The organism is Microbacterium sp. ACRRU (genome assembly GCF_022346945.1).
GTDB classification, from domain to species: Bacteria; Actinomycetota; Actinomycetes; order Actinomycetales; family Microbacteriaceae; genus Microbacterium; species Microbacterium mcarthurae.
Map to the genome: position 1 here is coordinate 45,112 of NZ_JAKRNI010000001.1, position 15,123 is coordinate 60,234.

Sequence of the window (15,123 nt, forward strand, 5' to 3'; positions counted from 1 at the left end):
CCATGGCGGACACCTGGCTCATCGTCGGTCTCGGCAATCCCGGGCCGCGGTATGAGGCGACCCGGCACAATGTGGGCCAGATGGTCGTCGACGAACTCGCCGCCCGCCGCCGGGAGACCTTCCGCGCGCACAAGGCGAATGCGCGCGTCGCGGAGACCTGGGTGCGTCCCGGGGGAGCGAAGCTCATCCTGGCGAAGCCGAACAGCTTCATGAACGTCTCGGGCGGCCCCGTCTCGGGGCTCGCGCGCTTCTACGCGGTCGACCCGGAGCGCGTGATCGTCGTCCACGACGAGCTCGACATCCCGTTCGACACGATCAAGCTCAAGACCGGCGGCGGACACGGCGGACACAACGGTGTGCGCGATGTCGCCAAAGCGCTCGCGACTCCCGAGTTCCCTCGGGTCCGCGTCGGCATCGGCCGGCCCGTCGGCCGTCAGGACCCGGCGGACTGGGTGCTCGATCCGTTCGGGGCGAAGGAGCGGGAGACCCTTCCCCTCCTCGTGTCGGATGCGGCGGATGCGGTCGAGACGCTCGTGGAAGAGGGACTGCTCGCGGCGCAACAGCGCTTCCACGCGCCCCGCTGAGCGTCCTCCGGCGGCCCGAGGGATGCCGTCGTCAGTCCGATCTCCGCTGGCGAAGGGCGCGCGCCAGGGTGACCGTCCCGAAGATCCCGGCGGCGACACCCGCGAGGCAGGCGGCGAGGCAGCAATAGGCGCCCACGTCGTCGAGGAGACGGTCCTCGCCGCGACGCAGCGCGAAGGCGAGGGCGAACAGGATCACGCTGCCGGACCCGCACACGAGAAAAGGAACGCGGCGAGAGGGCCTCAGAGCTCGCGGTCCGTGCTCTGCCCACCCCGAGGAGAGGTCGTGCGGTGCGGCGGTGACCGTCGGGCGTTGCGCGGGCAGGCGTGCCCGGTCAGGCTGTCGGTCGGTCGGTCGCATTCCCGCGAGGTTAGGAGATCACGAGTACCGGTACGCGCGGTCATCTCAATCTGTGGAGAAGTAGCGCACGACTCCGGACTGTGGAGGAGGGGTGGCCGCCCGCGGCCCGCGGCGGCGTACACGGAAGAGCCCCGGCCATGACCGGGGCTCTCGAGAGACGGGCCTCACGGGCCCGCGCGTCACTGTGCGTAGGGAGCGGCTCCGATGACGGCGCCGATGCCGAACACGACCAGCACCACGCCACCGCCGAGGACGGCGAGGATGATGGCGGCGATGGCCCAACCGCGACCGCGGTTCTTCACCGCGGCGACGATGCCCTGGATCAGGCCCCACAGGGCGAGGACGCCCCATATGAGGAAGGCCGAGACCGACAGGGCGCCGGCGGCGAGACCGATCTGGTTCGCCGCTTCGGGCAGGGTCTCGGGGTCGAGAGTCGCCGTGCCGTTCGCCACGTCGGCGAACTGCGCCAGGCTGCCGCTCTGGATCCCACCGAGGAGGGCGAGGATCGAGCCGATGACGACCGCCGCGAGCGACACCACGAAAGCGATGAGACCGAGTCCGCGCGACCCCTTCGCGCGCCCGGCCGGTGCGGTGGGTGCGGGAGCGGCGTATCCGGCCGAAGCCGCGGGGTATCCGCTCTGTGCGGCCTCCGCGCGTGTGACGGGCGGGGTGTCGTACGGCTCGGGGGGCGGCGGTGTGCTGCTCACGGTGTCCTCCTGTGGTCGTCGAGGGCACGGGCGCCCTCGTCATCGAAAGCCTAGGGAGGGGCCGTGGATGTCCCGGACGGGGTGGACGGATCGCGAAAGAGCCGGTAGGCGGCTAGATCGGCGTCCCCGAGCCCGTCGTCGCACCGGCACCGGCCGCGACGGCCAGGAGCACGAGCCCCGCGAACAGGAACGGCCCGAGCGCGGAGATCACGATCGCCGCGATACCCGAGGCGCGGCCGGAGTTGCGCACGGTGGCGACGATGCCCAGGGTCAGGGCGACCACTCCGAGGACGGTCCCCGACCACAGGGCGATCTCCGCCACCAGCACGAGGCCGCGCACGGGGGACAGCAGACGCCAGTCCACCGCCTGGCCACCGCGCGCGACGAACTCGGTGCCCGCGCCGCGGGCGATACCGAAAGCGGCAAGGCCGGCCACCCCGGATGCCACGACCCCGGCGAGGATCGACAACGTCAGCGCAACCGCACCCATCGGGCGGCGTCGGCGGACGACGGGCGGCGCGGTCAACAGTGCGCCGGCCGGGGGAGCCGCGTGAGGAGCCGTGAAGATCGGACCGCCGGGGGCATCGGGCGAGGACATGAAGCCACTGTACGAGGCGAGCCGCCGTCGACGAAGGGGCCGTGACGCCCGGGCCGGTGTGCGCGCGGGCACCTTCGGCCGTCGCCCGCATCGGAGCCGGTGTCGGTGCCCCCGCGTAGGATGGGTCGAGTGACAGTTCCCGGGATCGTTCGCGCCCTCGAGCAGGCTGAGTCGTACCGGGACGCCGCTTCGGCGGCCTCCTCCGATCTGTCTCTCTCGGTCATCGACGGGCTGGATGCTCCCGTCATCGCCGCCCTCCTCGAGCACCGTCGCTCCGGCGGAGCCCCGGGTGCCGTTCTCGTCGTCGCGCCGACCGGTCGCCGAGCCGAGTCTCTGGGTCCTGCCCTGGATGCCGTGATGCCCGGTGCGCAGGTGCTGCACTTCCCGGCCTGGGAGACGCTGCCCCACGAGCGCTTGAGCCCCAGTCCCGAGACGGTCGGCCGCCGGCTCGACGTGTTGCGCCGCATCGCGGCGTGGGACGGCGTCACGCCCCTCGTCGTCACCGCTTCGGTCCGAAGCGCCCTGCAGCCGCTGGCTCCCGGACTCGGTGCCGTCGAGCCGGTCGAACTGCGTGTCGGTGGTCGCGGGAGCGAGCTCGATGCGGTGATCACGCGGCTGGTGGAGCTGGCCTACCACCGTGTCGACATGGTCTCGCGCCGGGGCGAGTTCGCCGTGCGGGGTGGCATCCTCGACGTGTTCCCGCCCGTCGCCGATCATCCTTACCGCGTCGAGTTCTTCGGCGACGAGGTCGACCAGATCCGCGCGTTCTCGGTCGCCGACCAGCGGTCGCTCCCCGGCGAGGTCACCGAGGTGTCGCTCGTGCCGAGCCGCGAACTCCTCCTGACGCCGGCCGTGCGCGCGCGTGCCGCCGAGCTCCGCGACGGGTACCCCGGCCTCCGACAGTTGCTGGAGAAGATGGCCGAGGGCATCCCCGCCGAGGGGATGGAGTCGCTGATCCCGGTGCTGATCGACGATCTCACCACCATCGTCGACTACCTGCCCGGCGGGAGCGCGGTCGCCCTGGTCGACCCCGAGCGCTCGCTCGCGCGGGCGACCACGCTCGGTGACACGAACCGTGAGTTCCTCGAGGCGGCGTGGTCGGCGGCGACCGCAGGGGCCGATACGCCGGTCGATCTGGGCGCCGGTGATTTCGTCACGCTCGAGGATCTCCGCGAGATCGCCGGAAGCCGTGGCGGCGTCTGGTGGAGACTCAGCGCGTTCGACTCCGGAGCGGCGGATGCCGAGGCCGAGGGTCTCGTCGTCGTCGACGATTCCACGCACCGCGTGAAGGCCGACCCGGTGCCTTCGTTCCAGGGGAACGTCGAGGGCGCGACCGCCCACGTCGGCGAACTCCTCGCCGAGGGGTGGGCCGTCGTGGTCACGGCATCCGGTCCGGGGCTCGTCGACCGCGCACGCGACGTGCTCGCCGAGCGGGGGATCGCGGCACGCCGGGTCGATGCGGTGCTGTCGCCCCCGGAGCCCGGGGTCGCGCACATCGTGTGCGCACCCCTGGAGCGCGGCTTCGAGCTGACCGAGACGAAGTTCGCCGTGATCACCGAGACCGAGTTCTACGGTCGCGCGGTGGGCGGAGACAACCGCGGCGTCAAGAAGCTCGCGTCGCGGCGACGCAACGTCGTGGATCCGCTGCAGCTGAAGCCCGGCGATGTCGTCGTGCACGCCACCCACGGGATCGGGAAGTTCCTCGAGCTCACTCGCCGCGAAGTGTCCAGCGGGGGGCGCAACGCCGTCAAGACGACCAAGGAGTACCTGGTCCTCGAGTACGCGCCGTCCAAGCGCGGCTACCCGGGCGACAAGCTTTTCGTGCCGACCGATCAGCTCGACCTTCTCTCGAAGTACGTCGGCGGTGAAGCGCCGACCCTGTCGAAGATGGGCGGCAGCGACTGGGCCGCCGCGAAGGGGCGTGCGCGAAGGGCCGTGCGCGACATCGCGGTCGAACTGGTCAAGCTGTACTCCGCCCGGATGGCGGCCAAGGGATACGCCTTCGGCCCCGACACCCCGTGGCAGCGCGAGCTCGAAGAGGCCTTCCCGTTCGCCGAGACGCAGGATCAGCTGCAGACGATCGACGAGATCAAGGCCGACATGGAGAAGCCCATCCCCATGGATCGACTGCTCTCGGGCGACGTGGGGTTCGGCAAGACCGAGGTCGCCGTGCGGGCCGCCTTCAAGGCGATCCAAGACGGCAAGCAGGTCGCGATGCTCGTGCCGACGACGCTCCTGGTCAAGCAGCACCTCGAGACCTTCGCCGAGCGCTTCGCGGGGTTCCCGGTGAAGGTCCGCCCGCTGTCGCGCTTCCAGACCGACAAGGAGGCTCGCGACACGATCGCCGGCCTCGCCGACGGCACGGTCGACATGGTCATCGGCACGCACCGCATCCTCACCGAGAAGGTGTTGTTCAAGGACCTCGGGCTCATGATCATCGACGAGGAGCAGCGCTTCGGTGTCGAGCACAAAGACGCGCTGAAGAAGCTCAAGACCAACGTCGACATCCTCGCGATGAGCGCGACTCCGATTCCCCGCACGCTGGAGATGGCCGTCACCGGCATCCGCGAGATGTCCACCCTCGCCACGCCGCCGGAGGACCGGCATCCGATCCTCTCCTACGTGGGGCCGCGCAACGACAAGCAGATCGCCGCGGCCATCCGCCGCGAGCTGCTGCGCGAGGGGCAGGTGTTCTACGTGCACAACCGCGTCTCGTCGATTCAGCGCGTCGCGGCGCATCTGGCCGAGCTGGTGCCCGAGGCCCGCATCGTGGTCGCGCACGGGCAGATGGGGGAGCACCAGCTCGAGCAGGTCGTCGACGACTTCTGGGAGCGCCGCGCGGACGTGCTCGTGTCGACCACGATCATCGAGACGGGGCTGGACATCGCCAACGCGAACACGATCATCATCGATCGCGCGGACAAGTACGGCCTGTCGCAGCTGCATCAGCTGCGCGGTCGGGTGGGCCGCGGGCGCGAACGGGCGTACGCCTACTTCCTGTACGACGAGATGAAGCCGCTGTCGGAGACCGCGGCCGACCGCCTCGAGACGATCGCGGTGAACAACGACCTCGGCAGCGGTATGCAGGTGGCTCTGAAAGACCTCGAGCTGCGCGGTGCGGGCAACCTGCTGGGCGCCGAGCAGGCCGGGCACATCGCCGGCGTCGGTTTCGACCTGTATCTGCGCATGATCGGCGAAGCCGTCGCGACGTTCCGCGGTGAGGACACCGAGGGGCCCACCGAGCTGCGCCTCGAGCTTCCGGTCGATGCGCGCCTGCCCGAGACCTACATCGACAGCGAGCGCCTGCGGCTCGAGGCCTACCAGAAGCTGTCGGCCGCGGCATCCGCCACGGCGAAGGACGACGCGATCGACCTGGTCGTCGACGAACTCCGCGACCGGTACGGAGAGCCGCCGACCGAGGTGGAGGGCCTCGTCGCCGTCGCCCGTCTGCGACGCCGTGCCGCGCAGGCCGGTCTCGCCGATGTGGTGGCGATGGGGTCGAACCTGCGTATCGCTCCGGCGAACCTCGCCGACTCTATGCGTGTGCGCCTGCAGCGCCTGTACCCGAAGGCGAAGCTGGTCGCGAGCGGGGATGCCCTGGTCGTCCCCCTCCCGCAGGATGCCGACGACACGAACCTCATCGCGTGGGTGCGACAGCTCCTCGACGCGCTGTGGCCCCTGCCCGCCGCGAAGGAGTCGGAGACGGCACCGGCGTGAGCCCGCTAGGGGCGCACCAGGATCGTGCCCACCTTGTGGCCGGAGTCCACTCGGGCGTGCGCTTCGACGATCCGATCCAGCGGCAGGGAGGCTTCGATCACCGGGGTCAGCGTGCCGTCGGCGACCCGCTCTACCAGCGCGCTCACGAGGTCGCGCCCTGACCCCGCGGTGCCGGTGAGGACGCGTCCCCGGGCGGTGATCGTCTCGCCGAGCGTCGCCGCGGCCAAGAGGAGGCGTCCGCCCGGTGTGAGGAGCGCATCGGCGTCGCGGGGATGGAGCACGCCCACGGTGTCGAAGACGACGTCGTACCGCTCACCGAGGTCGGTGAGCGAAGTGGTCGCGCGGTCGAGGGTGCGATGGGCGCCGAGACGCGTGAGCAGTGCGGTGTTGGCGGCGCTCGAGGTCGTCGTGACCTCCGCGCCCAGAGTCCGGGCGATCTGCACCGCGTGGCTGCCGACCGCGCCGGCGGCCCCGATCACGAGCACGCGCTCACCCGCCTGCAGTCGGGCGCGGTCGCGCAGGAACCACAGGGCGGTCGTACCGCCGAACAGGACGGCCGCGGCCTCGTCGTCACCGACGTGGTCGGGGATCGCGACGAGGCGGTTGTGGGGAAGCGCGACGTACTGCGCGTGTGCGCCCATGCGCATGTCCGTCATCCCGCACACACGATCACCCGGCCGCACATCGGTCGCCCTCGGTCCTGTCTCGACCACCCGGCCCGACAGGGCGATGCCCAGCACGGGGCGCCGAGGGCCTCGCAGCCCGAGGGCGAGGCGTCCGGGAACAGCGAAGCCCGCGGGAAAGCGCGCGGCGCGGATGCGAGCGTCGCCGCTGTTGACCGAAGCGGCGGCGACCTCGACGACGACGTCTCCGCCGGTGGCGCGCGGGCGGGGGCGGCGCTCGATCCGGACCACCTCGGGTGGGCCGTAGCGGTGAACGACCGCGGCGTTCATGTCCATGAGAGCTCTCCTCGATGTCAAATATTCTTGACACCGGATGGTGCCCCTCCTAGGGTCGTGATGTCAAGTATTCTTTACATGGAGGCGTGATGTCGTTCGAGGAGCGCAACACCTGGGCGGGGCTGATCGCCAGCGTGCCCGGCATCGCCGTGTACGTCGTGTGGATGGTGTGGGCCTCTCGCGACACCCCCGTCGACCGCATCGACTGGGTGTGGCCGATGGCATCCACGATCGTCGCCAGCATCGTCGTCGCCATCGTGCTCAGCATCGTCTGGGGCATCGTCCTGTCGCGGCGGGATCCCGAGACCGACCACCGGTCCGACGTCCGGGACCGCGAGATCGCCACCCTGGGGGACCGCGTCGGTCAGGCGTTCCTGGTCTTCGGAGGACTCGCGGCCCTCGTGCTGTGCGCCGTGCAGGCGCCGTGGTTCTGGATCGCCAACGCGGTGTACGCCGGCTTCGCGCTCTCGGCGATCATCGGCAGCATGGCCCGTCTGGCGCTGTACCGCCGGGGGATGCCGTGATGGCCAAGCCCACGCGGGTGAGCAACGCGATCCGCGACCACCGCGACACCTCCGGCATGACGCAGGCGGAACTCGCGCGGCGGCTGGGCGTGACGCGCCAGACGGTCATCGCGATCGAACAGGGCCGTTACTCGCCGAGTCTCGAACTGGCGTTCCAGATCGCCGCCGAGTTCGGGGTGGGCATCGACGACGTCTTCTCGTACGACCGTGGGTGATCTCGCCGCGGACCGGTCGCGGGACTACGCTGACGCCCATCGAGGGGAAGGACGCCGCTCATGCGCTTCGCTCATCTCGGGGCCGAGCCCCGCATCCATCCCGACGCCGTCGTCGCCCCCACCGCGGTCGTCAGTGGCGATGTCACGATCGGCCCGGGATGCCAGGTCCTCCACGGCGCGGTCCTCTCCGCCGAGGGGAGCCGGATCGTGCTGGGGGAGAACACCATCGTGATGGAGAACGCCCTCCCTCGCGCCAGCTCCACTCACGCGGTGCACGTGGGGGCGCACACCCTCATCGGTCCGATGGCGAGCGTCGCGGGTGCCGAGATCGGTGACGAGGTGTTCCTGGCCACGGGCACGCGCGTCTTCAACGGCGCCGAGATCGGTGACCGATCCGAGGTCCGCATCAACGCGGTCGTCCACCTCCGGACCGTCCTGCCCCGCGAAACGGTCGTGCCGATCGGGTGGGTGGCCGTCGGCGATCCCCTGCGGATCCTCCCGCCCGACCGGCACGACGAGATCTGGGCCGCCCAGAAGGAGCTCGACTTCCCCGGCTACGTCTTCGGTCTCGACCGCGAGACGCCGGATCTCATGGTGCAGCTCACCGAGCGCTATGGGCGCAGCCTCGCCCGCCACGCGGCCGACCGCCGTCTCGACTGAAGCGGGACGGCGGTCTCGCCGGGATGCCGCTCAGCCGGTGTTCTGCAGGCCGGCGGCCACGCCGCTCACCGACAGCAGCAGGAGGCGCTGGTGCTCGGCATCCGGTGTCGCGTTCTCGGCCTGCGTATCGCGGAGAGCCCGGAGTGCACGCAGCTGCAGCAGTGACAGGGCATCGACGTACGGGCTGCGCATCTTCACGGCACGCTGAAGGACCGGCTTGTTCTCCAGCAGGGCGCCGCCCGTGATGCGTTCGACCCACGAACGGGTGAGGAGCATCTCGTCCATGACGAGCTCGGCGAGGTCGTCGCGGTCGCCCAGCGCCAGATAGCGGCGCGCGATGCGCGCGTCGGCCTTCGCGAGGCTCATGGCGACGTTGTCGATCATCGTGCGGAACAGCGGCCACTGCTCGTACGCGTCGCGCAGGCGGTGCTCGTCGCCCACCGCGTCCAACGCGGTGCCGAGACCGAACCAGCCCGCCAGGTTGATGCGTGCCTGCGTCCACGAGAACACCCACGGGATGGCGCGGAGGTCTTCGAGGGACTCCACCGACAGGCCGCGGCGCGCCGGTCGCGACCCGAGCGCGAGGTGGCCCAGTTCCTCCATCGGCGTGACGGTGGCGAACCAGGGCGCGAAGCCGGGGGCCTTCACGAGGGCGAAGAAGCGTTCGCGGGAGGCGACGTCCATCGTGGCGGCGACGTCGGCGAACGCCTCGGCCGCACCCCGATTGCGGCGTTCGATCGAGGGGGAGGATGCCGTGAGGACGGCCGCCGCGACCTGGTCGATGTGGCGCATCGCGATGTCGGGGTCGCCGTAGCGGGCGAAGATGACCTCGCCCTGCTCGGTGAGCTTGAACCGACCGTCGACGGAGTGCGGCGGCTGAGCGAGGATCGCGGAGTTGGCCGGGCCGCCGCCGCGGCCGAGCGCTCCGCCGCGTCCGTGGAACAGTGTCAGCTCGATGCCCTCGGCCTGCGCCCACGTCGAGATCTTCGCCTGCGCTTCGTACAGCGCGAGGTTCGCGGCCACCGGACCGACGTCCTTCGACGAATCGGAGTAGCCGAGCATGACCTCGAGTCGGCGGTTCGTGGCATCCAGTCGCCGGACGAACGCGGGGTGCTCGACGATCTCGGCGAGGATGCCGGGGGCCGCCTGCAGGTCGGCGAAAGTCTCGAACAGCGGGATGACGTCCAGCACGGGCAGCCGCTCGCCCGGGCCCATCGCGTACGTCGCGAGCTCGTGGACGTTCGCCAGGTCTTCGGCCGACTGCGTGAACGAGACGATGTACCGGCCGGCCGCGCGGGGACCGAAGCGCTCCTGCACGTAGGCGATCGAGCGGAAGACCTCGAGCACCTCGTCGGCGAGCTCGCTGCGCTCGCCACCCGCGCGGAGCTCGTCGAGCACCTTGCGGTGCACGGCGGAGTGCTGGCGCACCTCGAGCTCGGTGAGGTGGAAGCCGTAGGTCTCGACCTGCCACACCAGCCGCTGCAGCGCACCGTAGGCCTGGCGCGCGGCACCCGCGGCGACGAGGGAGTCCTGCACCGTGCGCAGGTCGGCGAGCAGGTGCTCGGGGTCGCGGTAGGCGAGGTCGGCGTTGCGCGTGCGGGTCGCGGCGATCTTGCGCGCGATGAGCAGCAGGATCCGGCGGTGCGGCTCCGCGGGGGAGCGCTCGGCGATCTCCGTCGCGGCGTCCTCGTCGGCGGCGCGCAGACGGTGCCACAGCGAGACCAGGGCGTCGCTGGGCGGCGTGGTCTCGGCATCCAGCGTGAGGCCGCGCCCGACGCGCTGGGTCGTGCGCTCCAGGCCCAGGAGGACGTGCTCGCTCGCGATCGCGGCGGCCTTGCGGGTCACGGATGCCGTGACGAAGGGATTGCCGTCGCGGTCGCCGCCGACCCACGAACCGACGCGGACGAACGGCTTGACGATGGGGGCCTTGGCCCCCGAGTCGTCGCCCTGGAGGATGTCGTCGATGCGGCGGTACACGCGCGGGACGGCGGTGTAGAGCGTCTCGTCGAACACCGCCATGACCGAGCGCACCTCGTCGACCGGAGACGGCTTCTCGCGGCGCAGGGGCGCGGTACGCCACAGCGTGTCGATCTCTTCGAGCATGCGACGTTCGGTGCGGCGCGTCTCGCCGGCGTTGTCGCCGGCGGCGTCGTGCTCGCCGAGCAGCTCGGAGAGCCGCCGGATGCTGGTCGAGATCGCGCGGCGCCGAGCCTCGGTGGGGTGGGCGGTGAAGACCGGGTGGAAACGCAGCGCCTGCAGGCGCGCCAGCGCGGTCTGCTCACCCACCTCGCTGGACAGGCGCTCGAACGCGGCGGCGATCGTGTCGGGCGTGCCCGAGCGCGACGGGCGGTCGCCCCGCTCGCGCAGCACACGCACGCGCTGGTGCTCCTCGACGAGGTTGACCAGGTGGAAGTACGCGGTGAACGCACGCGCGACCTCGTCGGCGCGGGAGATCGAGAACCCGTCGGCGATGTCCGCGGCTCGCTCGAACGCCTCGGGCGTCTCGTCGGTGTAGGCCTGGATCGTTGCGGTCCGCAGCTTCTCGACGTCGTCGTACAGGCCGGGGGAGCCGCTCTCTCGCAGCACACGGCCCAGCAGCGAGCCGAGGAGGCGCACATCGGCGCGCATCTGCTCGGGAAGCTCCTGGCCGGCTTCGAAGCGGCCCACGAGGTCGATCGCCTCGGTCGGGGTCAGTTCACGCACACGCCCCAGAGTAGTTGCGTCGCGTTGCGCCCAGATCACACGGGTCCTTCCCGCCCCGTCGCGAGGACGCAACGCCGGAGATTGTCCGACGTCAGGCTGCGGCTGCCGCAGCATTTCGCGCCCGCGGGGGTGATGGCATCCGGAATCTCCTTCGCCGAGTCGCCCCGGGGCCCGGCACAACTCCGGCACGCCATCGACGGGCGACCGCGCGCCGCGTCGGAAGGCGGAATCTTCAGGAGTTGTGACGGGCCTCGGCGGGCGACGGAAAGTCGGGGGATACTCGGGACAGCGGTGCACGGATGCCGCGGGAGGAGGGGCCGTGAGCGAGGACGCCCTGCGGCAGGCCGCCGAGACGATGCGGGCGGTGCGGGAACGCTGCGCGTGGACGCGAACGATCGACCACCGCGACCTCGTGCCGTACCTGGTCGAGGAGAGCGCCGAGGTGATCGACGCCGTCGAGTCCGGCACGCGGGCCGATCTGCGGGAAGAGCTCGGCGACCTGCTCTGGCAGGTGCTCTTCCATGCCGAGATCGCGGCCGGCGATCCCGTGGATCCGTTCGACATCGACGACGTGGCGCGTGGTCTCACCGAGAAGATGGTGCGCCGCCATCCTCACGTGTTCGCCGGCGCCGTGGCATCCACTCCGGAAGAGGTGCTGGTGCACTGGAACGCCGCGAAGGCGGCCGAGAAGCGTGAGCGCACGAGCGTGCTGGACGGCGTCTCCGACCACATGCCCTCCCTCGCGCTGGCACAGAAGGTGCTCGGCAAGGCCGCGCAGGTGGGTGTGGCCGCGGGCCGTGCGCCCCTGGCTCCCGCCGACGAGTCCGAGCTCGGCGACGCGTTGCTCGCCCTGGTGCAGCTCGCCCGCGAGCACGGCTGGGATGCCGACCGCGCCCTCCGGGGTCGCCTCCGCGCCCTGCGCGCCGAGGTCAGCGCCGCCGAGTAGCCGCGCGAGAGCACACGATCGGGTCGAACGCGCACGTTCGCGCCGCCCGCATCGTGTGCGTTCGGCCGCATCGTGCGCGTTCGGCGCCGGGCCGGACGGGGGGCCGCGCGGCGCCGGGCCGGACGAGGCGCGGGCCGGACGAGGGGCGGTGCGGGGCCTGGAACAATGGAGCCGTGGCATCCGTGAACCCGCCGCGCGGCATGCGCGACTTCCTCCCCGCTGACAAGGCCCGGCGCGAGCGCGTGCTCGCCGTCATCCGCGAGCGCTATCGCGCGCACGGCTTCGACGAGATCGAGACCCCGGTGGTCGAGGAGTACGGGCGTCTGCACGCCGGTATCGGCGGCGACAACGAGAAGCTGTCCTTCAGCGTGCTCAAGCGCGGACTGGATGCCGAGGCGATCCGCGCCGCGGCCGATGACCCCGCCGCGCTGGCAGACCTGGGTCTGCGCTACGACCTGACCGTTCCGCTGGCGCGCTTCTACGCGACCCACCGCGCGCAGCTGCCCTCGGTGTTCCGAGCCATTCAGATGGCGCCCGTGTGGCGGGCCGAACGCCCGCAGAAGGGGCGCTACCGCCAGTTCGTGCAGTGCGACATCGACATCATCGGCGACGCGACGCCGCGCGCCGAGGCCGAGTTGATGACGGCGAGCCTCGACGTGCTCGACGCGCTGGGCCTCGAGGGCGGCACGATCCGGGTGAACGACCGCCGCGCGCTCGACGCGATGCTCGACGTCTTCGGCTTCGCCCCGGACGAGCGGCCGGGCGTGCTCATCACGATCGACAAGCTCGACAAGGTCGGTGCTTCGGGCGTGGTCGCTGAGCTGCGCGAGCGCCGCGCGACCGCCGCCGCGGTCGACGCGTTCGCCGCCTACCTCGACCGTCCGCAGGCCGCGGACACCGCCTTCGACGACGCCGGGATCCGTGCGGCCCTGCCCGCCGGCATCCCGGACGACGTCGTCGAACACCTGGTCGGACTCGGCGAGACGGTCGCCGCCGCGCGTGGTGCCGACGCCCCCCTGCGGTTCGACCCGTTCCTCGTCCGCGGGATGGGGTACTACACCGGCACGATCTTCGAGCTCGCGCACCCGAGCGTCGACTACTCGCTCGGGGGCGGGGGCCGGTACGACGGCATGATCGGCCGCTTCCTCGGACAGGACGTGCCCGCCGTGGGCTTCTCCATCGGGTTCGAGCGCCTCGTCGATCTGCTCCAGGATGCCGAGGACTCCGGGTCTCGTTCGCTCGTGCTCGTGCACGACCGCGATGTGCCGCTCGCGACGCTGCTGCGACTGAAAGCCGATCTCGTGTCCGCCGGGACGCGGGTGCGGCTCGAGCAGCGCTCCAAGAACCTCAAGGCCCTGCTCGAGCGTTCGCGGGCGGACGGATACACGTCCTTCGCGACCGTGAGCGCGGACACCACCGCGGAATCCCTCGAGATCAAGCCGCTCGACTGACCCGGCGGTCGCGTCACCGCCCGTTCACCGCCGCGCGGTGAGATCGCCTCATGCGCACACGCCGTCCGATCACCGTCGCGGCCGCTTCGTCGGCGGCGCTCGTCGGCGCCGCCGCGGTGGGCGTGCGCACGCTCATCGTCCGTCAGGCCGCGATCGCGCGGCGACGCATCGGGAAGCCGCTCGGAGAGCAGGCTCTGGATGCCGACCGGGTGTGGCGCCGCAAGAAGCATCCGGGGCCGCCGCTGGAGCTCCTTCTGCTCGGCGATTCGATCGCGGCGGGTCTGGGCGCCGGCCATCGGCGCGACACGCTCGGCGCGCGCCTCGCGAAGGGCATCGCCCGCGCTCACGGTCGGTCGGTGCGGCTGCACACGGCGGCGGTGGTCGGATCCGAGACGTCGGCGCTCGCCGGGCAACTCGACGGCCTCCCGGACGGCTACCGCGCGGACATCGCCGTCATCGTCGTCGGAGGCAACGACGTCACGCACCGTGTTCCGGCCGCGCGTGCGGCGGCGCAACTCGAAGCCGTCGTGCGCACCCTCCGCGGTGAGGGCGTGCCCGTCGTGGTCGGCACCTGTCCCGATCTGGGCACGCTGCGCGCGATCCCGCAGCCGCTGCGGGCCCTCGCGGCGCGGTCGTCGCGTCAACTGGCCGCCGCTCAGGCTGCCGCGGTGCGCCGGGCGGGCGGGCGTGTCGTCCCTCTCGCACGAGCGGTCGGTCCGGTCTTCGCCGAACGCCCCGACGAGATGTTCAGTGTCGACCGCTTCCATCCCAGCGCGCTCGGTTACCGGCGGACCGCAGACGCACTCCTCCCCGCGGTTCTCGCCGCCCTGACCGCGGAATCCCCGGCGGCGGCGGGCCGGCAGTAGACCGCCTTCCGGCCGCTCGGCTCCCGCACCGGCGCCCCCGGACACCGCTGCGATCGCGGCCCCGGGGTCCTGGCATCCGGCCTCCGTCCCACGCCGCCGTTGACCGGCGCGGTCCGGGCCGTCAGGCTGAGAACGTGCCCCTCCACGACGATGTCGATGCCTTTCTGACCGAGACTCTCATCGGTGCGGATCCCGCGTTGGATGCCGCGCTCGCCGCGCAGCAGGACGCCGGACTCCCGGCGATCGAGGTGGCGCCGGTCAACGCCAAGTTTCTGCACCTCCTCGTTCGCATCAGCGGTGCCCGACGGGTGCTGGAGATCGGCACCCTCGGTGCGTACTCGACGATCTGGCTCGCCCGCGCGCTCCCCGAGGGCGGACGGGTCGTCACGATCGAGGCCGAGGAGCGCAACGTGGGCATCGCCCGGGCCAATCTCGAGCGTGCCGGGGTCGCCGACCGTGTGGACATCCGCGTGGGCCGAGGTCTCGACGTGCTTCCCGCCCTCGTGGGCGAGGACCCCTTCGACTTCGTCTTCGTCGACGCCGACAAGGAGTCCAATCCCGGCTACCTCGACTGGGCCGCTCGGCTGGGGCGGCCCGGCACGGTGGTGGTTCTCGACAACGTCGTGCGTGCCGGCGCGGTCGCCGACCCGCCCCCGGGGGACACGAAGGTCGCCGGTGCCCGCGCGGGCGTCGTGATGCTGGGGGAGGACCCGCGATTCGATGCGACGGCCCTGCAGACGCTCGACCGCAAGGGGTGGGACGGTCTCGCCGTGGCCGTGCTGACGGACGCCGTGGCATCCGAGGTCCCGTCCGTGTCGTCCTGACCGCCCGCGTG

General features: G+C 71.6%; 14 protein-coding genes. 9 read left to right on the plus strand and 5 right to left on the minus strand.

Annotation, left to right across the window (positions count from 1 at the left end):
* Positions 1-2: 2 nt before the first annotated feature.
* Positions 3-584: an aminoacyl-tRNA hydrolase gene (pth, locus tag MHY30_RS00200; RefSeq protein WP_239272821.1), complete on the plus strand. Its 582-nt coding sequence runs from the start codon at positions 3-5 to the stop codon at positions 582-584.
* 31 nt (positions 585-615) lie between these two features.
* Here pth and MHY30_RS00205 read toward each other — a convergent pair whose 3' ends face one another.
* The 3 genes from MHY30_RS00205 to MHY30_RS00215 form a co-directional block, all read right to left on the minus strand.
* Positions 616-780, minus strand: a complete 165-nt coding sequence (locus tag MHY30_RS00205) for a hypothetical protein (RefSeq protein ID WP_239272822.1) — start codon at positions 778-780, stop codon at positions 616-618.
* A 341-nt stretch (positions 781-1,121) separates the two neighbouring features.
* Entirely contained in the window at positions 1,122-1,649 is a 528-nt protein-coding gene (locus tag MHY30_RS00210; protein WP_239272823.1) for a hypothetical protein, read from the minus strand.
* Between the two features lie 112 nt (positions 1,650-1,761).
* Complete coding sequence (locus MHY30_RS00215; protein ID WP_239272824.1) at positions 1,762-2,247, minus strand: hypothetical protein; 486 nt, start codon at positions 2,245-2,247, stop codon at positions 1,762-1,764.
* A gap of 120 nt (positions 2,248-2,367) precedes the next feature.
* Between MHY30_RS00215 and mfd the strand changes: the two genes are divergently transcribed.
* Positions 2,368-5,964, plus strand: a complete 3,597-nt coding sequence (mfd, locus tag MHY30_RS00220) for a transcription-repair coupling factor (RefSeq protein WP_374204578.1) — start codon at positions 2,368-2,370, stop codon at positions 5,962-5,964.
* Between the two features lie 5 nt (positions 5,965-5,969).
* On the opposite strand, the gene MHY30_RS00225 is transcribed toward mfd, so the two are convergent.
* Complete coding sequence (locus MHY30_RS00225; protein WP_239272865.1) at positions 5,970-6,923, minus strand: NAD(P)-dependent alcohol dehydrogenase; 954 nt, start codon at positions 6,921-6,923, stop codon at positions 5,970-5,972.
* An 89-nt stretch (positions 6,924-7,012) separates the two neighbouring features.
* Here MHY30_RS00225 and MHY30_RS00230 point away from each other — a divergent pair, with 89 nt between their 5' ends.
* From MHY30_RS00230 to MHY30_RS00240, 3 genes are read left to right on the plus strand one after another with little or no spacing between them, the layout of a single operon-like run.
* Positions 7,013-7,447, plus strand: a complete 435-nt coding sequence (locus MHY30_RS00230) for a hypothetical protein (RefSeq protein WP_239274750.1) — start codon at positions 7,013-7,015, stop codon at positions 7,445-7,447.
* Positions 7,447-7,662: a helix-turn-helix transcriptional regulator gene (locus tag MHY30_RS00235; protein ID WP_239272867.1), complete on the plus strand. Its 216-nt coding sequence runs from the start codon at positions 7,447-7,449 to the stop codon at positions 7,660-7,662. The genes MHY30_RS00230 and MHY30_RS00235 overlap by 1 nt, the downstream gene beginning before the upstream one ends.
* Positions 7,663-7,722: 60 nt before the next feature.
* On the plus strand, positions 7,723-8,322 hold the full coding sequence (locus tag MHY30_RS00240; protein WP_239272877.1) for a gamma carbonic anhydrase family protein: 600 nt from the start codon (positions 7,723-7,725) through the stop codon (positions 8,320-8,322).
* A 30-nt stretch (positions 8,323-8,352) separates the two neighbouring features.
* Here MHY30_RS00240 and MHY30_RS00245 read toward each other — a convergent pair whose 3' ends face one another.
* Entirely contained in the window at positions 8,353-11,025 is a 2,673-nt protein-coding gene (locus MHY30_RS00245) for a phosphoenolpyruvate carboxylase (RefSeq protein WP_239272901.1), read from the minus strand.
* Positions 11,026-11,380: 355 nt separating this feature from the next.
* On the opposite strand from MHY30_RS00245, the gene MHY30_RS00250 reads away from it, so the two are divergent.
* The 4 genes from MHY30_RS00250 to MHY30_RS00265 all read left to right on the plus strand — a co-directional run bounded on the left by MHY30_RS00250 (position 11,381) and on the right by MHY30_RS00265 (position 15,112).
* Entirely contained in the window at positions 11,381-11,971 is a 591-nt protein-coding gene (locus MHY30_RS00250) for a MazG family protein (RefSeq protein ID WP_239274751.1), read from the plus strand.
* A gap of 200 nt (positions 11,972-12,171) precedes the next feature.
* Positions 12,172-13,422: a histidine--tRNA ligase gene (gene hisS, locus MHY30_RS00255; RefSeq protein WP_239274752.1), complete on the plus strand. Its 1,251-nt coding sequence runs from the start codon at positions 12,172-12,174 to the stop codon at positions 13,420-13,422.
* Between the two features lie 50 nt (positions 13,423-13,472).
* A complete protein-coding gene (locus MHY30_RS00260) occupies positions 13,473-14,288 on the plus strand; it encodes an SGNH/GDSL hydrolase family protein (protein WP_239272910.1) in 816 nt (271 codons plus the stop codon).
* A 134-nt stretch (positions 14,289-14,422) separates the two neighbouring features.
* The gene (locus MHY30_RS00265; protein ID WP_239272920.1) at positions 14,423-15,112 is read left to right on the plus strand and encodes an O-methyltransferase; all 690 of its coding nucleotides are present in this window, start codon (positions 14,423-14,425) and stop codon (positions 15,110-15,112) included.
* Positions 15,113-15,123: the final 11 nt, after the last annotated feature.